This window comes from Desulfomarina profundi (assembly GCF_019703855.1).
GTDB lineage: Bacteria > Desulfobacterota > Desulfobulbia > Desulfobulbales > Desulfocapsaceae > Desulfomarina > Desulfomarina profundi.
Map to the genome: position 1 here is coordinate 3,185,173 of NZ_AP024086.1, position 19,243 is coordinate 3,204,415.

General features: G+C 49.6%; 15 protein-coding genes and 3 pseudogenes. 8 read left to right on the forward strand and 10 right to left on the reverse strand.

Annotation, left to right across the window (positions count from 1 at the left end; all coding sequences use genetic code 11):
* Window positions 1-29 precede the first annotated feature (29 nt).
* The 3 genes and pseudogenes from LO777_RS14650 to LO777_RS14660 form a co-directional block, all read right to left on the reverse strand.
* On the reverse strand, window positions 30-1,451 hold the full coding sequence (locus tag LO777_RS14650) for a trimethylamine methyltransferase family protein (RefSeq protein WP_228854617.1): 1,422 nt from the start codon (window positions 1,449-1,451) through the stop codon (window positions 30-32).
* 168 nt (window positions 1,452-1,619) lie between these two features.
* A pseudogene (locus LO777_RS21155) lies at window positions 1,620-3,121 on the reverse strand (BCCT family transporter).
* Window positions 3,122-3,487: 366 nt separating this feature from the next.
* Window positions 3,488-4,978 (reverse strand): sigma-54 interaction domain-containing protein, encoded by a 1,491-nt coding sequence (locus LO777_RS14660; protein WP_228854618.1) that lies wholly within the window; start codon window positions 4,976-4,978, stop codon window positions 3,488-3,490.
* A gap of 97 nt (window positions 4,979-5,075) precedes the next feature.
* Here LO777_RS14660 and LO777_RS14665 point away from each other — a divergent pair, with 97 nt between their 5' ends.
* Complete coding sequence (locus LO777_RS14665; protein WP_228854619.1) at window positions 5,076-5,804, forward strand: hypothetical protein; 729 nt, start codon at window positions 5,076-5,078, stop codon at window positions 5,802-5,804.
* A gap of 160 nt (window positions 5,805-5,964) precedes the next feature.
* Here the strand turns inward: LO777_RS14665 and LO777_RS14670 are convergent, their stop codons facing one another.
* Both LO777_RS14670 and LO777_RS14675 read right to left on the reverse strand, forming a co-directional pair.
* Window positions 5,965-6,759, reverse strand: a complete 795-nt coding sequence (locus tag LO777_RS14670; protein WP_228854620.1) for a CoA-transferase subunit beta — start codon at window positions 6,757-6,759, stop codon at window positions 5,965-5,967.
* 102 nt (window positions 6,760-6,861) lie between these two features.
* Complete coding sequence (locus LO777_RS14675) at window positions 6,862-7,878, reverse strand: CoA transferase subunit A (protein ID WP_228854621.1); 1,017 nt, start codon at window positions 7,876-7,878, stop codon at window positions 6,862-6,864.
* A gap of 721 nt (window positions 7,879-8,599) precedes the next feature.
* Between LO777_RS14675 and LO777_RS21160 the strand changes: the two are divergent.
* From LO777_RS21160 to LO777_RS14695, 4 genes and pseudogenes are all read left to right on the forward strand, one after another.
* Window positions 8,600-8,800, forward strand: a pseudogene (locus tag LO777_RS21160) (2Fe-2S iron-sulfur cluster-binding protein); the annotation flags it as partial.
* A 48-nt stretch (window positions 8,801-8,848) separates the two neighbouring features.
* Window positions 8,849-10,176 (forward strand): annotated as a pseudogene (locus LO777_RS21165) (ASKHA domain-containing protein).
* A 102-nt stretch (window positions 10,177-10,278) separates the two neighbouring features.
* The gene (locus LO777_RS14690; RefSeq protein ID WP_228854622.1) at window positions 10,279-10,617 is read left to right on the forward strand and encodes a histidine triad nucleotide-binding protein; all 339 of its coding nucleotides are present in this window, start codon (window positions 10,279-10,281) and stop codon (window positions 10,615-10,617) included.
* 11 nt (window positions 10,618-10,628) lie between these two features.
* Window positions 10,629-11,981 (forward strand): DNA recombination protein RmuC, encoded by a 1,353-nt coding sequence (locus tag LO777_RS14695; RefSeq protein ID WP_228854623.1) that lies wholly within the window; start codon window positions 10,629-10,631, stop codon window positions 11,979-11,981.
* Here the strand turns inward: LO777_RS14695 and LO777_RS14700 are convergent.
* The 4 genes from LO777_RS14700 to LO777_RS14715 all read right to left on the reverse strand — a co-directional run bounded on the left by LO777_RS14700 (window position 11,917) and on the right by LO777_RS14715 (window position 14,450).
* Window positions 11,917-12,489: a DUF3106 domain-containing protein gene (locus tag LO777_RS14700; RefSeq protein ID WP_228857393.1), complete on the reverse strand. Its 573-nt coding sequence runs from the start codon at window positions 12,487-12,489 to the stop codon at window positions 11,917-11,919. The genes LO777_RS14695 and LO777_RS14700 overlap by 65 nt on opposite strands.
* Before the next feature lie 5 nt (window positions 12,490-12,494).
* Entirely contained in the window at window positions 12,495-12,857 is a 363-nt protein-coding gene (locus LO777_RS14705) for a hypothetical protein (RefSeq protein ID WP_228854624.1), read from the reverse strand.
* 9 nt (window positions 12,858-12,866) lie between these two features.
* On the reverse strand, window positions 12,867-13,418 hold the full coding sequence (locus LO777_RS14710) for an RNA polymerase sigma factor (RefSeq protein WP_228854625.1): 552 nt from the start codon (window positions 13,416-13,418) through the stop codon (window positions 12,867-12,869).
* Window positions 13,419-13,613: 195 nt separating this feature from the next.
* Entirely contained in the window at window positions 13,614-14,450 is an 837-nt protein-coding gene (locus LO777_RS14715; RefSeq protein ID WP_228854626.1) for an EF-hand domain-containing protein, read from the reverse strand.
* Between the two features lie 168 nt (window positions 14,451-14,618).
* Between LO777_RS14715 and LO777_RS14720 the strand changes: the two genes are divergently transcribed.
* From LO777_RS14720 to LO777_RS14730, 3 genes are all read left to right on the forward strand, one after another.
* The gene (locus LO777_RS14720) at window positions 14,619-16,220 is read left to right on the forward strand and encodes an AMP-binding protein (RefSeq protein ID WP_228854627.1); all 1,602 of its coding nucleotides are present in this window, start codon (window positions 14,619-14,621) and stop codon (window positions 16,218-16,220) included.
* Between the two features lie 6 nt (window positions 16,221-16,226).
* The gene (locus tag LO777_RS14725; RefSeq protein ID WP_228854628.1) at window positions 16,227-17,009 is read left to right on the forward strand and encodes an amino acid ABC transporter permease; all 783 of its coding nucleotides are present in this window, start codon (window positions 16,227-16,229) and stop codon (window positions 17,007-17,009) included.
* Between the two features lie 207 nt (window positions 17,010-17,216).
* Entirely contained in the window at window positions 17,217-18,245 is a 1,029-nt protein-coding gene (locus LO777_RS14730; RefSeq protein ID WP_228854629.1) for a hypothetical protein, read from the forward strand.
* Window positions 18,246-18,415: 170 nt separating this feature from the next.
* Here LO777_RS14730 and LO777_RS14735 read toward each other — a convergent pair whose 3' ends face one another.
* Window positions 18,416-19,225 (reverse strand): HAD-IIA family hydrolase, encoded by an 810-nt coding sequence (locus LO777_RS14735; RefSeq protein ID WP_228854630.1) that lies wholly within the window; start codon window positions 19,223-19,225, stop codon window positions 18,416-18,418.
* Window positions 19,226-19,243: the final 18 nt, after the last annotated feature.

Here is a 19,243-nt window from a genome sequence, read left to right on the forward strand (position 1 = left end):
CAGTGAGCCTTCTCCTGACCGCAGAACAATTAACCGTTCTTTCGCTTATTCACGTATTCAGTCAATTCTTTCTCAATTCCAGGATCGATATCGGGCTTTTCATATTTTGCCAGGCGACTGCTCAACTGGTCGTCGGCAATCTCATGAACCTTTTTCTTTCCTCCGGCACTCCATGCGTCATAGTTGGTTCTGGCCATCAGGTCCGGGAGAAAGAATTCTGTCCGGCAGAGCTTGAAGGTCTTCGGATGGGTCAGATACTGCCCTCCGGGACCCACGGTACTGATCATATCTATATCTATACTTTCATCGGTTATATCTATGGGCTTCAGCATCTGCCGCACCATGCCGCAGACCTCCTCGTCGATAAGGAATTTTTCAAAACTCATGGCGATATAAGAACCAAGAATACCGCAGGCATGGAGAATAACATTGACGCCATTCCGGGCTGCAGTATACAGGGCCAGGGCGGATTCGGCCCCGGCCTGGGCATCCGGATAGAGGGCATCGGTCAAACCACCTCCTGATCTGCTTGGCATGTTGTAGAACCGTGCCATCTGTGCAGTGTAGTTAACATTTTTCGACAGTTCAGGGGCACCGATGGAAAGGGCACCGGTTTTCATGTCCATGGCAGATGAGGTGGAGCCATACACTACCGGAGCCCCTTCTCTCACGAGCTGCGCCAAGGCAATTCCCGTAAGAATTTCCGCGTTCTGCAGGGCGAGGACCCCCGCCAGGGTAACAGGTCCGGAAGCACCGGCCATGATAAGGGAGGCCACGATACAGGCCTGATTGTTCCTGGCAAGCTCAATAAGAGATCCCACCATCTCCTCGGCAAACTGCAGGGGAGAGAGAGAATTGATCAGGGATATGGACACAGTTTTATCAGCTATACTGTCCCTTCCTCCCCAGAGAATAGACGCCATCTCTATCCCGTCCAGTGCCCCTTCCCTGGAAGCAGGACTTCCCATGAAGGGTTTATCGCAGAGCAACATATTGGAAAGCATCATATCCATATGGACTGTAGAAGGTGGCATATCCGCAGGCTCCACCATCATCCAGCCGTTCATGTCAAGGTATTTTGAGGTCTGGATCAGCTTACAGAAGGTATCATAATCCTCCATTGTCGCTTCCCGCTGTTCACCCTCGGGTGAAATGATATAAGGGGCGCCATATCCCGGAAAAAAGGCGAAGTCATCTTCGCCGATAATGACGTTTTTTGCGGGATCCCGTGCTTCAATGGTAAATTTGGGCGGGACAGACGCTATCGCCTTTCGGATCTGTTCCTCCGTCGGGAAAACCGTTTTTCCCTCGACCCTGTACCCGTGCTTTTTGAAAATCTCTAGACCTTCGTCCTCATTAACTACAATACCGGTTGTTTTCAGGAGTTCCATTGACGCATCATGGATCTTTGTCATCTGCGCCAGATTCAACTCCTGCATTCTATCATACATACTTCCTCCCCGGTGCTGATCCCCGGTATCTCAAACCGCAGGAAAAACACCCATTATAAAAGTGAACCATAATTTTTTCAGATTACCGATGAACCACCATGGTCGACCGATCCACAAGGAAAAACCGACCAGGAGGTATACCACACCATATTTCATATATTATCACAGTTAATTATCGGTCCGCTCAAGACTCTCGTTCAGCCCCTTGAACACACCATAAAGAATGAACAGTAAAAGGAACATCAGGGGAAATGCCGTGGCAATGGAAGCCGTCTGGATAGCCTTGAGCTGTCCCGTTCCCGCCAGTACGGCCGCAACTCCGCCAAGAGCTATTCCCCAGAAGGCCCGCAGGTTTTTCCCGGGGTTTTCATGACCCGATACAAACATGGCCAGGGAAATTGCCGCAGAATTGGCACTGGTGAGAAAAAAGGTGGCAATGAGAAAGATAAGAAACACAGCAAGAATCCCGGTGAGCGGCAGGTGCTGGGCAATGGCGAAAATGGCACTCTCCACCCCGTGCTCTTTGAGAGTTGCCGTAACATCAAAACTGATACCGGCTCCACCCACAACGCCGTACCAGAGAAAATCACCGAGGGTGGGCAGCAGCAGGGTTGCGGCAACGGTTTCGCGAATTGTTCTTCCCTTGGATATCCTGGCAATAAAAACGGCCACAAAAGGAGCCCAGCTCATCCACCATGCCCAGTAAAAGACTGTCCAGCTGCCGATCCAGTTGCCCTCAACACCAGGTGCCGTGTAAAGACTCATGGGCAGAAAATAGAGCAGGTACTGACCGATGGAATTGGCGGTCAGGTTAATGAGAAAAATCGTGGGACCAAAGACCAGAATAAAGAACCATACCCCCCGAAAATCCACATATTGACATCACCGATAAATTTGACTCCCTTTTCAAGACCGATGTAGACTGTTGCCGTAAAAATCAGGGTAAGCACGCCGATAATAAGGTACATGGAGCCATTTCCCATCTCCAGACCATACTGGTACTTCAGACCGCTGGAAAGCTGCAGGGCGACCAGGCCGGTGGTTGTTGCCAACCCGCCAAGTGTTGCGAATACAGCAAAAATATCGAGAACTTTTCCCCATATACCATGAATCCTGTCACCAATGACGTAGTAAAAGGCGGTGGAAAACTTCAAAGGCAGGCCTTTAGTAAAACTGGCGTGACCAATGGCAATGGTCAGCATGGCGTAGATAGCCCAGGCACTGAATCCCCAGTGGAAAAAAGAGTAGGTCATGGCATTGGCCGCAGTCTCCGCCGTCTTTGCCTCACCTCCGAAAAACGGTGGCGGGGTCATGTAATGATACGCGGGCTCTGCCGGTCCCCAGAAAACAATCCCTGCCGCAATGGCTGAACCAAAGAGCATGGCAAACCAGGAGAAATTATTGAATTCCGGCTTATCTTTCGCAAGACCCAGTTTTATACCGCCATATTTCCCTCCCATGAGCACAAAGCAGCCACCCACAAGAAGAAAAGCTGTTAACAGATAAAGCCATCCCCACGTTTTTGTGGTCCAGGAGAACACGCCGTTAATGGTGGTACTCATATTCTCAGGAAAAATAATTGACCAGAGGATAAACAGGACTGTGACCGTAGCCGAAACCCAGAAAATAATCGGATCAAACGGCCGGGTTGTGGAATTGCTGACTGACATATTTCTCTCTCCTTTTCTAGCAGAACTTTTCAATATTGCACCAGTATCATCTGGTTCATGATTCTGAATGCATGTTGCCTTCCGGTTTTATCCTCGCCACCGGTAGAACAGCAAAGTGCATGCCAGGAGAGAGGCAGGCTGCTGCAATCTGGCTAATATGTCGGAAAAATAGCCGATTTTTTTGAAAATCAGGTTGAAACGTATATCACATACGTGAAAAAATTTTTTCAGTGAAAAAATATTTTTATGAATTTACGCTTAAATGAAAAAATTTTTTCAGTAGCAAGCACAGGTTACCCATGAACCTCAGCCAACCTGAAGGTGTACAATTTAATCAGGCTGAGTTTGTACGAAACCAGGTTTTAATTATTCCACTGTAAAAGCAGATCTCTTCAAACCATGCTTTTTCATCTTATAATGGAGAAGCTGTCTGGAAATCCCCAGAAGTACCGCGGCCCGGGTTATGTTTCCTTCGGTTGCCAGTAGAACCTCGGACACGGCCTTTTTTTCCTGCTCTGCCTGGTATTCGACCAGAGTTTTTCCCGAACCGGGAGTCACAACAGGAACCTGTTCCGGGAACCGGCTTTTCCTGCGGGAGGCAACAGGCGCAGCAGCAGTATCAACACCTGGCGGATTCATGTTTTCCATGGATTCAAAAACTGCGGAAAAATGCTTCATTGAAAGCTCTTCATCATAACCGATAATATTGAGTGCCCCCTCCAGCAGATGCTCCAGTTCCCTGATATTACCGGGCCAGTTATATCCCCTGAAAAGATTCATAACCTCACTGGAGATGGAGCGGACATTGGTTCCCAGGGCTTTATTAAGGGTCAGGATAAAGTGGTTGATCAGCTCCTCCAGGTCATCAGAACGATCCCGCAGGGGCGGAATTTTCACCATGACAACTCCCACCCTGTAGAACAGATCAATACGCAGCTCTCCGTCCTGAATGGCATCCCGGGGTGCCTTGTTAACCGAAGTGATGATCTTCACATTAAGATTGATTTCCTGAGAGGAACCAATGCGACGAACCTTTTTTTCCTGGAGAACCCGCAACATTTTGGCCTGCAGAGAAAGCGGCATGGAAAGCAGTTCATCCAGAAAAAGGGTGGAACCATTGGCCTGTTCCAGCAGCCCCGGTTTATCCATGGCCCCGGTAAAGGCCCCTCTGGTTGTGCCAAAGAGCAGGCCTTCCAGCAGATTTTCAGGAATGGCCGCGCAGTTTACGGCAACATACGGTTTCCTGCTCCGCGCACTCTGGTTATGAATCGACTGGGCAAACAACTCCTTTCCCGTTCCTGTTTCCCCAATAAGCATGATCGGAGAAACCGAATCGGCTGCGACTCTGGACGTATTAACCGACCGCACCAGCTCATGATTATGGCCGATAATATCGGCAAAAGTATAAGATGTCCCGTTTTCCCTGGTTGGTTTGACTTCCGGGATGGAGACGACCGGGGTTGTATTCCTGAGAATTTTGTAATCTTTTACAAAACAGATGGTACCGTAAACCACGGCACCCCGGTAAACAGGAAAAATGGAATGGATGGTGTTGGCAATTTTACCGAATTTTGTCTTATAAAAAAACGTCCGGTTGCGAATAGGCTTTCCCAGGCGGATGCAGAGCATGATAAGGCTTGTGTCCCCGCTCAACTGATAAATATCCGTTACTTTCTTACCGACAACAAACTGACAGTCCAGACCATCGATCTTTGCCTGGGTTTCATTATAGTACTGAATGACTCCACGATTATCTGTTATAATGACACCTTCATCCATGCTGTCCATTACGGAAATAAAATCGATTTCACGGATATCAAAGCTGTCTCCATTCATGTCACCGTATGAGAATTCCATAATGGCATCCTTTTTGCTGTTTACGAATACTGAACCGGGGAACATGAAAAACATACAGTTTTTTCTATAAAAATGCTTGCCGTATCAACACCGGAAAATGAATCCCAAAAAACCGATGCCTGATCTTATCACCTTCAATCCGACAGACCTGCCAGAGATCCTTTTTGAAGATTTTTTAAAAAGAGTTGCCACCTCCGGCAGGGTGGACAGATTCCTTGATCCTGCAGAAAAAATCTTTGAGCATGCGCGGAAAATTTGGCGCCCACAGGGTGTTCTCAGGCGGCTCTCAGCTGACGATGTCGAGGGGGAAAAGGTGTGTATCGGTTCACGGGAAAAGAACAGGTTGACCCTTGCAATGGGGTTTTCCAGCCGTTTTCTCAAAGAAGCACACCAGGTCATGGTGGGTGTGTACAGTATCGGAGATGAGCTGCGTCAGGCGGGAATAAGAGCGGCCTCCCGACACCGTCACCTGGACAGCTACCTATACGATCTGATCGGCCTCGCCGTTCTTGAGCAGACGGGCAAGGCTGTAAACCGTATTATTGAAAAAACCGCAGCGGAAAAAAGCTGGGGTGTCGGCCCGTTTCTCAGCCCCGGCTCCGTTCATGGCTGGGACCTTGCGGAGCAGAAAAGTCTCTGCTCCATTCTGCCCCTCCACAAAATCGGGGTAACAGTTACGGACAATGCAGTTCTGACCCCCTTTCATTCCGTTTCATTCATTATCGGCCTGGGACCGGACTACGATGAGAAAACAGTGGGTTCAACATGCCGGGTCTGCACGGAAAGAGACAGATGCACCATTCGTAAAACCTCCGGTGACACCTGATTTATTTCGGATCCCGAAATAAAGAAGCAGAAGTGCTGTTGTTATTGCAAAACCTGCCAGGCTGGCTCCCGCTGGATTTCCAACAGTTTTTTCATCCGCCATCTGTCTCTCTTCCATAATAAGTTGATAAAATAGTTCCCATTGATTCGGACCCATTATTTCAGCCTCGTTTGACAAAGGCCTGATGTGGATCAATATCTTCACGGATCATGCGAACCTCTTCCATGGTCGGTGGTTCAAACGTAGAGACATCCGGTGCCACCAGCAACTCAAAACCCGTTGCCTCCTGCACACTCTCTACCGTCTCCCCCGGGAAGGTCCGGAGAATACGCATGCGCTTTGTTTCTTCATCAAAATCGAGAATTGCCTTGGTGGTAATGACCCGGTACGGCCCCTTCCCCTGCAGTCCCGCCTTGAAACGCGCGTTGGGACTGCCCTCGAGATGCCCCGGGCTCGTCACATACTGCAGCTTTTCATTAAATTTGCGTTTGTCGTGAGGAACTATAAGGATGGTACGCTCGCATGACGCGGCCATATCACTTGCACCACCACTTCCGGGCAGGCGCACTTTCGGGATCTGGTAACCGTCGGGAAAATCTCCGATCATGGTGGAATTTAGATTGCCGTACATATCCACTTCGGCACCGCCGATGAAACCGAAATCGGCATAGCCGCGCTGGGTCATCTCAAAAGCTGCGTTCAATCCTTTTACATAGGAAGAACCGGTAAACGTCTTGGAGTCACCAACGGAAAGAGGCAGCCCGACTCCCAGGGGAGGCCCGACGGCACCTGCTTCAAAAACCGGTATCAGTCCCGGGGCATGGGTCAGTTTTGCCAGAAGGGATGCGACCATCGGCAGGCCGGTCCCCACAAAGACCACTTTATTGTCTTCCAGTATTTTTGCTCCCGCCACAACAATTATTTCCTGGGCGGTATAGTCAGTTGAAGCTGTCATGTTAACTCCCTGTCATTCCGATATAATATTGTTTGACCTAAATCCTGCACTTCGGCAGGTAGCGAAGACTCCGAACTGGCCAATTGCAGGATTTAGGTTTGATCATCTGAGTCTTTCACAGTTCAATGACTCCGCCGCCTGATCCGCCAGTAACCTCTTTACTCCGAAACTCGCGATAAAGTCCTCGAAACTCTCCACACCGAAAATATTTTCATCATAATACGCCTTTAACTTGTCAGGAGATCCATCTTTTCGCATACTGTTTACCGCTGCGTGGAATTCAGCAATATGCTCACCGTTAAAATAGTAATGTCTCCTGCACGCGCCGGGATATGCACCGAAAGGCACTTCAATGACAGCATCCACCGCAAGAAATGGAATCATGACATCTTTCGGGTTTCGGACAACCAGCTCATGGGAGACAAGCTGCTCACAGGTCAGAATCGTATGGGCTGAAGCCATGGCAATCTCTGCGCAGGTACAGTCGGTCCCCCGGATAATACAGTTTCCGTATTTATCAGCGGCTTGAACATGGATAATGGCTACATCCGGGTTGCTGGCCGGCAGCAGAGCAATGGGCCGATTGGTGAAAGGACAGTCAATCACCTTCGTACGGCTTGTTTTTACAATATCACTGCCCAGGGGGCCGCGGGTGGGAATGAAGGGCAATCCCATGGCACCGGCCTTGAACCTGGCCGACATGTTATAATTGCTCCAGTCCTCTATTTCCAACAGTCCTTTTTCCGCCAGATACCTGAAGACCGGGGACAATCCGTAAGCCTCATGAGCCCAGTAGGCGTGTTCTATACGTCTGATAGAGAAATGACTGTCATCAATCATCATGGCACCGGCAAGATAGTCGGGAGCCATACCGGCCGATTGCCAGGAGAGCGTCAAATCCCTGAAACCGTGACGAACCATCTCATGGGTAATGGCAATCGGCTGACGAATATTCACAAAACCGCCTATACCCACGTTGTCACCATCCCTGATAAAAGTATCCACCGCCTCCTTCAGGGTCATTCGCTTGTCTCGCATCGACTTGTCTTTTTTGACAAGAAGTTCCCTGGCCTCATCAGGGGACAGCCCGGTCCAGTACATTTCAGCGTTTTTTTGCAATTGTTTCACCTCTTTATTATATACAGAATTTCAAATACATCCAAAAGCAGCAGAGGAGCAGTTTCTGGAATTAAACCTCCGGCAATTAAACAACAGTTCCTCTCGTCGATAACGGGGACGGAAAAGTACATCACAGCTGTAAAAAAGTAACGGAAAAATCGGACCGACAATGAACTTCATACATAAAGATGACTCACACGGCAGAAGAACTGTCAGCAGGGAAAGATCACTCCGAACGGAAAAGGAGAAATTGATGAAAATGGATCAGACTGAAATCAGAGAGCATGCAGGGAACAATTGCACAGAACAGCAAAATCCACTTACCTCCCACAGAACATCTGCTTTTACATCCATGAACATTGAAGATATCTGACAGCCGGAAAATTGTAAATCGGCGGTAGACTGATTCTTGTAACTGCACAAAGAGACAAACTCCATGGTCTCCAGCCTTCAGACTGTGTAGGTATAAAACCTACCCCACATTTCTCATGAACATTGTGTCAATTTTGACCTGAACCCTGCACTTTGGTGCCCCGTATCTTCGGCAAAATTACCAATTGCAGGATGCAGGTTTGATATGATTTTATACATTCACAAAGTGAACCAGGAAGTGGAACAATCACATTCACCAGAAAACAATGGTTTTTTTTCATTTCTGCTGGTAAGCAGGAACTGAAAAAATTTCCAAAAAAAACAGCTTCTATTCAACAATAATCAGTCGATGAAAAAACACACCTGTGAAATAAAACTCCTTCCCCATGGCCGAAAGATTGTCACGGGAAAGGGGGAAAAACTCATGGAAGTTCTAACAGCCAACTCAATTTTCCTGCGTTCCGATTGTGGCGGCAAAGGTGTCTGTAAAAAATGTCGGGTCGAGCTGGCCGATGAGAACAGAGATTTTCACCAGGTTCCCAGCTGTACCTACAGGGTCACCGGAGACATGACTGTCCGGATTCCCGACAGCTCATTGATGTCCGCCCATATTATCGACAAAGCCCCTACGGAACTGCCGGATTTTTTTACTGATCATTTCAAACCAGGCAAAACCCGTCCCCGGACTCAGGGGTACGGAACAGCCGTTGACCTGGGCACAACAACCATTGCAGTCTATCTTTGCGACCTGGCCACAGGCACGGTTATCTCCTCCGTTGCAGTCAAAAACCCCCAGGCTCTTTACGGCGACGATGTCATGAGCAGAATTGGTGCTGTCGGGGAAATAAGGACAAACTGGGAGGCCTGCAACGGCTGGCAGTCACAGCTGTCAAATGGGGAGTTGACAGGCTGCTTGATCGGCATGGACAACAACCATCCGACCTGAAAAAAATGGTTGTTGCCGGTAATCCGACAATGATTCATATCCTGCTGGGTTTTAATCCTGCACCAATAGGGACCGCGCCATACACCCCCGCCTTCACCGGGGCAAAACAGGTCCTGGCAGCAGAAATCGGCATGAGTTTTCCGAATCTCACCATAAACACCCTGCCGCTTATCGCCGGATTTATCGGTGGTGATACCCTCGCTGCAATGATCGCCGTGAACCTGGAAAACGAATCGCCCGGCACTCTGCTCATCGACCTCGGCACCAACGGCGAACTGGTCCTCAAGGGCAGGGATGGCTTTTATGCCACCTCATGCGCCACCGGACCCGCATTTGAAGGGGCTGCCATCTCCTGCGGTATGCAGGCCATCCCCGGAGCCATCAATGCTGTCAGACTTCGCTCTCACACAGAACTGCCTGAATACACAGTTATTACAAAAAAAGGCAAACAAACTGAACCAAAAGGTATCTGTGGCTCTGGTATTATCAGTGCAATTGCCGCTTTCAGTAGAACCGGCCTTATAGAAAAAAACGGCCGCATCGCCGACCTGAAAGACGCACCCGCAGTCAAAACAACGGATGGAACAAACAGGATCATCCTTGGTTCAAACAGGAAACAGATCGCCATCAACCAAAAAGATATCCGGGCAGTCCAGCTGGGCAAGGGTGCCCTGATCACCGGAATTGATTTCCTGCTGCGGGCCGCCGGCATGGAATCGCCCAGCAAAATTATTATTGCCGGTGCCTTTGGCTCCTTTCTCAGAAAAGATGATATGCTCACCCTGGGAATGATTCCCGCAATTTCACCCGACCGGATAAAAATGGCGGGCAATGCCGCAGGTACCGGCGCTATTATGGCACTCTGCGATGATTACTATTTTAACAGGACAAAAGAACTGGCCCGCCTGATACGGATCATTGACCTGGCAACCGATGTCAGTTTTCAGAGCAGTTTTGTCCGGCAGCTCCATTTTCCATGAAAACCTGTCGACCGTTTACGAAAAGGTTCTGATCTTGTATATATATACATATATCCGGTTAATATGAGGGAATCTTGAAATAATTTCCAAGGAGACAACACCATGACTGACTGCCTGTTCTGTAAAATTGTTGCAGGTGACATCCCTTCCGACAAACTGTATGAAGACGATGAAATCCTCGCTTTCTGGGATATTGCCCCCCAGGCTCCGAAACACTTCCTGGTGATCCCCAAAAAACATATCGCCGCCCCCGTGGATATCGAAGAGGAAGATGACAGGATCTTTGGGAAACTGATGCGCATCGGCAGCCAACTGGCGAAGGAACAGGGAGTCGGAGACGGCTTCAGACTGATCTTCAACAACGGCGCCAAGGCCGGCCAGGTAGTATTCCATATCCATATGCATGTGATGGGTGGCAGGGAGCGCCCCTGGCCGCTGTAGCCGTATCATCTATGGATCGTTTTTTTTCTATTGCCGGGGGAGCACTGCAGGCTTTCCGTGAACTCCCGGATATGGTACTGCTCTGCAGTCTGCTCAGCCTTGTCCTCCTCTTCTTTCTCCTCCTTTCCCTGGCCAGCCGGGCAGGCCTGAAAAAGGAACTTGTCAGGACAAGGCAGCACTCCGAACAGACAGAGAAAAAACTGCAGGAAGCGGAAGAAGAAAAGGTCCGCCAGCAGATCAAACTGGCCAGACTGATCACCCTCCTGAAAAACGAGCGAAAACACAATGCCGAAAAGCTCGACAGCCATTTTTCCTCCCTGACCCGGCAGATTCTGGAAGAACGAAGCACCCAACTCAGGGAACTGAACAGGGAACAACTGGAGACAGTGCTTCAGCCATTCAACAGACAACTGGAATCGTTCAAACGGGAAATCAATGATATCCATCTTAATGACACCAGGGAGCGCTCCTCCCTGAAAAACGAAATCCTCCAGCTGCGGGAACTGAATCAACAGATCAATCGGGAGGCGATCAACCTGACCCGTGCCCTCAAGGGCGATACCAGGGTACAGGGCACGTGGGGCGAACTTGTCCTTGAACGGGTTCTGGAACAGTCAGGCCTACGCAGAGGACACGAATACGCGATCCAGGGCGGCTTTCGAGACCATGAAAACAGGCTGCTGAAACCGGATGTCATCATCCACCTGCCTGGAGGTAAGCAGATTATCGTAGACTCGAAAGTCTCCCTTACTGCCTGGGAAAAATATATCAACGCAGATGATAAAACTGCCGAAGCCACCCACCTGAAAGCACTGGCAAAGGCGATCCACGACCATATCACTCTCCTGGGAAGCAAGGATTACAGCAGACTTGAAGGCATCAACTCCCTGGATTTTGTCTTGATGTTCATGCCCATAGAGGCGGCCTTCACCACCGCCTACCAGCACAGTGAGCACCTGTTTTCCGATGCACTGACGCAGAAGATCATTATCGTCAGCCCCACCACCCTGCTGGCAACCCTGCGTACCATCGAAAATATCTGGCAGTCGGAGCGCCAGAGCAGAAACTCCATCGAGATAGCCAGAAAAGCAGGCCTCATGTATGATAAATTCCGGGGAGTTGTGGAGGAGATGGAAAAAATAGGCAGGCAGCTTGCCACCTGCAGAACCACTTACGACTCGGCCATGGGCAAACTGAGCCAGGGACGGGGCAATCTCATCTCCCATGCCGAACAGCTCAGAAACATGGGTGTCCGGGTAAAAAAAGAAATTCCCGACTCAATTCGCGACCACGCCGATATTATTTATGAGGAGAAAAGCGATCCTCAGACTGACCATTGCGAACAGAAACCAAAAAATCCCTGATGACCTTTTTGATTCGTGGCCTGGTTTTTCTGTTTTCCGCCAGCAGGAGATGAAAGAGCTGGAGCTGTTTGGCCTTCGGCAGCTTTTTTATTTTTCGAAACGCATTATGAACCTGTTCTCTTCCGGCGGGTGGCAGGTTACGGTATTTTTTTATCAGCCTGTAAAAACTCTGCCTGTCCTCCTCGGACAGTATTGACAGCAACCTGCTGTTCTTTAGAATAATTTTCTGTACTTTCAGCGGCAGTTCCTTGAACTGCCGGAGTTTTTTCTCCAGCAGATGCTGCTCTTTTTTCGACAGAAAACTGTATTTCCTGTACAGCGTGCGAAAATGCTCCCTGTCGGCCTGGGACATTTTCCTCCATTGGGCCATCTTTTCCTGTTCAGAAGATTGGATACCTGCTTTCCCCTGTGCGACAGACAATTTCGGTATGCCCAAAAAGACAACAAAAAAAAGAAATATGAACAGGAGAAATAAACCCTTTCTTTTGGGGATATCAGCAGGCAGCATAGTCACTACTGTTTCTCCAGAAGTTGCAGGAACAGATTTGATGTGGCCGTATCAAGGTAGACATCCAGATGCTCCAGGACATCCATCTTTTCCAGAAGCTCAAGGTGTTCTATCACCATACGATCAGAAACTGCCACATCATCCATCTGCGTTTTTTTTAAAAGAGGCCCGAACTGCCGTACAGCCAGAACAACTGCCACTGATACGGCAAATGCCACAGCCGGTTTATACCAGGTGACCCGAACATCTGTCTTCTCTTCCCGTACACGGGCCAGAACCGCCCTGTTAAAATCATCATCAAGATCGATCTGTTCCGTCTCATCCAGCAGTTTGAGTACCCTGTCCAGGTCTTTTTCATTGTCTGTCATGGCTTTTACTCAGCTCTCTTGAAGATACTCTCTCAATTCGTCTGCCAGTCTCTTTTTTGCCCTGCTCACCAGCATCTTTACCGCACCCTCGCTGCTCCCCATGATTTTCGCTGTTTCTGCGTGGGTCATTCCTTCCAGCCTGGAGAGAACAAGGGCCGTGCGCTGGTCAAAGGTAAGAGCCGCCAGAGCCTTCTTCAAGGCCTCCTGCAGATCGTTTGCCTCCGCAAACTCTTCCGGCCCCGGCTGCCCTTTTACCGGCAGGATTTCACCTGAACCATCTCCGGCATTATCAGTAAAGGAGATAAGCCCGGCCTGCCGGTTCCGGTCACGAACGGCATTGACAGCAATATTTCTGACAATACGATACAACCAGGTGGTAAAGCGGGCCTTTGGCCTGTATGATTTTCTGCCGCGGTACACCCGGAGAAACACTTCCTGGGCAAGGTCTTCCGCACCATCCGTTGTTCCGATAATCCTTGAAAGCGTGTTGATCACCGGGTTTCTATGCCGGGTAATCAGGCGGTCAAAGGCGCCAAGATCACCTTTTTTTACCCTGAGCATCAACCGCGCATCATCATCTATGTGTATCAGACCGCCGATAATTATTTCACCACGACCAAGTATGAAGTAGAATGACTCCGGAAAACAGTTTCAGGAACATTACAGTTGAATTTCTCCAGCAGGATACCAGGAGGCAGCCGGGGCCACAACAGGAATAATCCCACCACCGGGACTCCTCTTGCCGCAATCGGTTTTTCATTGCCTGTTGCGACCGTGCCTTCCTGCCCGACCATGCCGGTTCTTACTTCTGCCACCCCTGTGATTGCTGGAAGCCTTATAGATTTGTTTTGACTTCACTGGATGGTTTTTTACTTTTCTATAACCTTTTTCAGCCGCACGGGGGTGTTTTCGCAACTGCGTCTCGTGATTTTTCAAATTCTTTCGTACCTGGGGATGTTTATTAAGAAACTGCCTGTTGTTGTACGCGGCCTGTGCCACATCCGGGTGATTGTTCAGCCATTTCCGGTTCCCGTACAGATTCTTTGCAACCTCCGGATGACTATCCAGCCATTTCCGGTTTCCATACAGTTTCTTTGCAACCTCCGGATGACCGTTCAACCATTTTCTGTCAGAATAAATGGCCTTTGCCACCTTGGGATGATCTTCAAGATAACGGCTGTTCGCCGCCAGGGTTTCTGCAACTATCGGATGATTTTTCAACCATCTCTTATCCTGTACTGTAAGCCTGTCGCCTCTTTTTCTCCATTCGGCCTTTAATCTTTTTGCCTCCGCATCCCTGTAGTTTCTTGCCTCCGATCTGCTTAACGCCCCATCACCATCCTCATCAAAGGCCATGGCCCTGTCCCACCTGAAATCGGCCCCGTACTTCGCTTCAATGGCCGAGCGGTTGTTTATCCAGTCATCCTCGGTCAAAAGACCGTCATCCCCAGCCAGTCGGGTAAAAGCTCCGGCTCCATAGTAGGTTTCATTATAGGTATCAACGCCCGACTGTACATTTCCAGCACGCACCTGCTGGAAACACAGTACAGTAAGCAGACCCGCCATTATCAGTGTCATGAGAATCCGTTTCATATTACCCTCCATTTCTATTAAGATTGCAGACAAGATCTTTCTCTTTTCAATTTTTCCATACCTCTACCCTTTACAAACCCCGGAAAAGTAAAAAGGTAACGGATAAATATCCAGAACATGATCTCTACCGGTGACGTAGAGTCTCGCGGTTGCCAATTCAAGCAAAAAATGGTAGTTGAAACAGACGCCCTGATAAACCGGCATATGCCGGAAAAAACCGACAACACCATGGAGGACAACGTGCTTCTGCATCACAAATTCATAGACATTGCCAAGCAATTCAGCAGGAAGTCGGCAATCCATGATTTCGCCACCAAAAGGGAGCTCACCTACCAGAAGGCGCTTATCGCCTCCCTTCTGCTCTCGAGGATTTTTTCAAAACTGGACAAGGGGTTCACAGGCATCATGATCCCCACCTCCGCCGGTTGCATTCTCACCAAAATCGGCCTTCTCATGTCCGGCAGGATTCCGGTCATGATCAACTACTCCACCGGGGCCGAAAAAAACGCGAAATATGCCCAGCAGAAATGTGATTTCAGGACCATCATCACCTCAAAAGCCCTGCTGGAAAAAATAGAATGCCCCTATGTGGACGGCATGATCTATATCGAAGACATTATGGCGTCCGTCACTGCCAGTCAGAAACTGAAGGCCGCACTCATCGCCGCCCTGCCTGCATCCATGATTAAGAAAATGGTTCACGGGGGAAGTGAGAACGATACCGCCGTCATCCTCTTCACCAGCGGCTCGGAAAAAGATCCGAAAGCGGTGCAGCTGACCCATAAGAATATCCTGGCCAACATCAACGCGGTCACTCCCGTTTTCGACTTTCGCTCCGAGGATATCTTTCTCTGCATTCTCCCCTATTTCCACGTGTTCGGGCTTACCGTCACCATGTGGCTGCCCCTTTGCCATGGCATGAAGATGCTGGCCTACGCCAACCCGTTGGACTATAAAAAGATCTGCTCCATCATCCGGGATCACAAGGCAACCTTCCTGGTGGGAACTCCCAGTTTTTTCTGGGGCTATCTGCGCAAATCTGAAAAAGGGGATTTTGATTCCCTGCGCATCGTAATGGCCGGGGCAGACAAGTGCCCTGACTCCCTGCGGGATGGTTTTATGAGTAAACACGGCATCACCGTCTATGAAGGATATGGCGCCACCGAATGCTCCCCGGTTATCTCAGCCAACTGCCGGCACGCCAATCGACCCGGCAGTGTCGGACAACCGATTCCCGGAATATCAGTGCGCATAGAGAATTATGAAACAGGAGAAGAGGCAGCTCCCGGAGAGGATGGCCGTATCCTGGTCAAGGGCGACAGCGTAATGAAAGGATATTTCAACGATTTTGAGCAGACCTCTCTTCATATCAGAAACGGCTGGTATGATACAGGTGACATGGGCAATATCGACGAAGACGGCTATCTCTGGCACGTTGGCCGACTGAAGCGATTTGTCAAGATAGGTGGGGAAATGGTCTCTCTGGTGAAGATTGAAGATGTCCTGGAAAAACTGCTGCCGGAAGATGCCCACTGCTGCGTGGTGGAAATCCCCGATGCCATCAAAGGCGCAAAAATTGTTGCGGTGGTGACAACCGAACTGGAGGAGAAAAAGATCCTCAAACAGATGGCAAAACAGCTCCCGGCCATTGCCCTGCCCAAAATCTTCCTTGTCTGGGAAACCCTGCCCAAAATGGGCAGCGGCAAGATCGATTTCAGAAGCATCTCGGAAATGGCAAGGGAACAGCTTACCCGCAGTAAACTGGCGTAGGGATCAATGCCGAAATTTTTTCGTTCACCCCTTTTTGATATCAGCCAGTTCCTGCTGCTGATGGCAGCCATCTGCTGGTTTACCGTGCACAGTGTGGAAAACCTGGGTTACTCATGGCAGTGGTACAGGATTCCAAAATTCATCTTCACCATGACAGAAGAAGGATTCAGGGCGGGACCACTCCTGGAAGGGCTGAAATTCACCCTCTTCATCTCCGCTGTCAGCCTGATCTTTGCCATGCTCATCGGCCTTGTCACTGCATTACTGCGAATCTCCAATTCTCCCATTGCCCGCGGCGTGGCCACCTTCTACCTGGAAGTGAGCCGTAACACTCCTCTTCTTATCCAGATTTTTTTTATCTATTTCGTCCTTGGCCCGGTCCTCGGCCTGGGCAGGATTCCGGCGGCAATCCTGGCTCTCAGCCTCTTTGAAGGGGCCTACACCTCGGAGATTTTCCGCTCAGGTATCCTCTCTGTGGCCAAAGGTCAGCACGAGGCCGCCTCCGCCATCGGCCTGAAACCATACCACACCTACCGTTTTATCATCCTGCCCCAGGCCATCCACACCGTACTGCCCCCGCTCACCAGCCAGGCCATTTCCCTTATCAAAGATTCCGCGCTCGTCTCCACCATCGCCATCTATGACCTGACCATGCAGGCCCAGGCCCTTATCGCCGAAACCTACCTTACCTTTGAAATCTGGTTCACCGTGGCAGCCATGTACCTGGTAATCACTATCTCCCTTTCATTTCTTGTTTCAGTTCTGGAAAAAAAGCTCAGGTTACCGTAAATTAAATAAAAATATGTAGAGTCCAAAAATGAGATTTTTTGTTCGAGTTCAGGTAAGCGTAGACTCCGAGGAGCATAGGAAAATAAAAAAGCTGACCGAGAAAATCCTAAGAAACCGCAGGCTTCATCTTGCGGGATTGAAGTAAATACCTCCTTGTCGGGGGAGGCCGGGCATTACAGTTATTCTGTGCGAGGAAAAAAATCTGATATGTATCTTGCCACAAATCACCTCCCATCCACCAGTTACCAGCTCAGACATTCTGTTGCTGAAAAGGGGGCGGGATTCCGATCTGTCCTGGTCTTTGATCTCGGTCGGGACCCGTCCAGCCATTTCGATATCTTTGAAGAGCGGGCAGTACTCTTTCACGACGATCTTCTGGAGGCTGTGGAAAGGCACTGTCCGCACCAGTCGGAAAACCTGCTGGAGGAACTGCTTCGCCCCTTTTTCCCCCGTGAACTGCTTTTCAGAAACCGACCGTTTTACAACAGAAGATACCGGAAAACCAGTACCCCCTTGAGCGATGACGAGAGAATGGCCATCGAAGAACAGGTTCACGAATTTGACCGCCGTCGGCTCTACTTTATCCGTTATGGCGCAGTAGATCAGGCTAGGCTCTCCAGGCTGCATGAAAAATGCATCCGCCCCCTGCTCGGGCAGTCACGGGATGAACGGGAACAGTTTTTTGCCGCAGAGGAACAGGCTGTCAGCCCCGGTGAATACCTGCGCTACCTGCACGCCACCCTGCAGCTCCACCGTTTTTTTGACGAATCATTTGCTCCCTCTTTTCCCGAGGCCCTTGACCGGGCAACCCTCTGCGATCATTTTGTTGAACAGCTCTGCATCCTGAACGGAGATAAAACATTCTGGCAGCATAAGAGTGAAGCACCCATAGCAGACAGTCTCCACCCGCACCTGATTCGCTATCTTATCATGTTTTTTGATCATCAACCGCGGGTTCGCGGTTTCGGGGCTGATTTTGCCCGGCGGTTCATGGGAGATCATCGCCGGTTTCACTGGCCGAAGCGGACAAAGGAAAAACAACAGCAGGCAGAAGCACTGTTCGGCAGGTCTTTTGAGGAATTACGAAAACTGAATAAAAACGAGCTGTCCCGCCTGTTTCGCAGTAAAGCCAAAGAGCTGCACCCGGACCATGGAGGCGACCCTCAGCAGTTTATTGACCTTACCGACCTGTACAATGAACTGTCGGCCATTATCAAAACAGATGACCAATTATAAGCCAGGGATTTCCCCTTCATCGGAAATATCGACGTCAAATCATACAACTCCACCCGCCATAATAAATCAAAACCCAAGGCCTCCATCACTCTCCCAGAGGGTTCGAGCGGGGTGTATATCCGAAATTTTTCGTTTCATGTTGAAAATTGTTTTCCCTCATCCCCTCCCTGTCACGGGAGGTAGCGGAGCAGATCCACATTTCTCTCCAGGATAAAATCAGGCACCACCGATGATGCTGCCACATCGTCACGGCTGGCCTCTCCTGTAAGAACAAGGATGGAAAGAAAATTATTGTCCCGTCCCGTACGGATATCGGTATAGAGCCTGTCACCCATAATTGCCAGAGAATCAAGATCAAATGAAAATTTTGCCAGAAGCCCGTCTATCAGGGGTGCATGGGGTTTGCCGATAATAAGCGGCTTTACTCCGGTTGCATGGATGAGCGGCTGCATCAGGGCCCCGAGATCGATATCAAATCTGCCGTCTTTCATGGGACACAGGGTATCAGGGTGGGTGACGATGAACGGCACGCCGGAAACCAGTAACTGATAAGCCTGGTTGAGTTTATCATAGGTCAGGGTTCTGTCGAACCCCATGACCACACATTGGCCATCCGGGGTCAGTTCAAATCCGGCCTTCACAAAGGCCGCTTCCAGAGAAGGAGTTCCCAGCAGAAAAACACGTGAAAAATCAGTACATCGCCGCAGGTAATCCAGGGTGGCGTCCCCGGAGGAATAAATCTCATCCTCCCGAAGAGATATCCCCAGGGAGCGCAGCTTACTGAAATAGTCACTCCTGCCCTTAGAGGAATTATTGGTAAGATAGATTATTTGTATTCCCGCCCTGTCCAGGCCCTCCAGAAATTCCAATGTACAGTCAAAAAGCCGGTCCTCTTCATAGAGGGTCCCGTCAAGATCGAGAAGGATACATTTCACTCTTTTTAACCGCTCACAAAAAACATCTTTATTCAACATACACATTGATACATCCTTTTAAAA

Coding starts and splice junctions, on each gene's coding strand:
- LO777_RS14650 (WP_228854617.1), bottom strand. CDS start 1,451: ATGTATGATAGAATGCAGGAGTTGAATCTGGCGCAGATGACAAAGATC.
- LO777_RS14660 (WP_228854618.1), bottom strand. CDS start 4,978: ATGGAATTCTCATACGGTGACATGAATGGAGACAGCTTTGATATCCGT.
- LO777_RS14665 (WP_228854619.1), top strand. CDS start 5,076: ATGAATCCCAAAAAACCGATGCCTGATCTTATCACCTTCAATCCGACA.
- LO777_RS14670 (WP_228854620.1), bottom strand. CDS start 6,759: ATGACAGCTTCAACTGACTATACCGCCCAGGAAATAATTGTTGTGGCG.
- LO777_RS14690 (WP_228854622.1), top strand. CDS start 10,279: ATGACTGACTGCCTGTTCTGTAAAATTGTTGCAGGTGACATCCCTTCC.
- LO777_RS14695 (WP_228854623.1), top strand. CDS start 10,629: ATGGATCGTTTTTTTTCTATTGCCGGGGGAGCACTGCAGGCTTTCCGT.
- LO777_RS14700 (WP_228857393.1), bottom strand. CDS start 12,489: ATGCTGCCTGCTGATATCCCCAAAAGAAAGGGTTTATTTCTCCTGTTC.
- LO777_RS14705 (WP_228854624.1), bottom strand. CDS start 12,857: ATGACAGACAATGAAAAAGACCTGGACAGGGTACTCAAACTGCTGGAT.
- LO777_RS14710 (WP_228854625.1), bottom strand. CDS start 13,418: ATGCTCAGGGTAAAAAAAGGTGATCTTGGCGCCTTTGACCGCCTGATT.
- LO777_RS14715 (WP_228854626.1), bottom strand. CDS start 14,450: ATGAAACGGATTCTCATGACACTGATAATGGCGGGTCTGCTTACTGTA.
- LO777_RS14720 (WP_228854627.1), top strand. CDS start 14,619: ATGGTAGTTGAAACAGACGCCCTGATAAACCGGCATATGCCGGAAAAA.
- LO777_RS14725 (WP_228854628.1), top strand. CDS start 16,227: ATGCCGAAATTTTTTCGTTCACCCCTTTTTGATATCAGCCAGTTCCTG.
- LO777_RS14730 (WP_228854629.1), top strand. CDS start 17,217: ATGTATCTTGCCACAAATCACCTCCCATCCACCAGTTACCAGCTCAGA.
- LO777_RS14735 (WP_228854630.1), bottom strand. CDS start 19,225: ATGTGTATGTTGAATAAAGATGTTTTTTGTGAGCGGTTAAAAAGAGTG.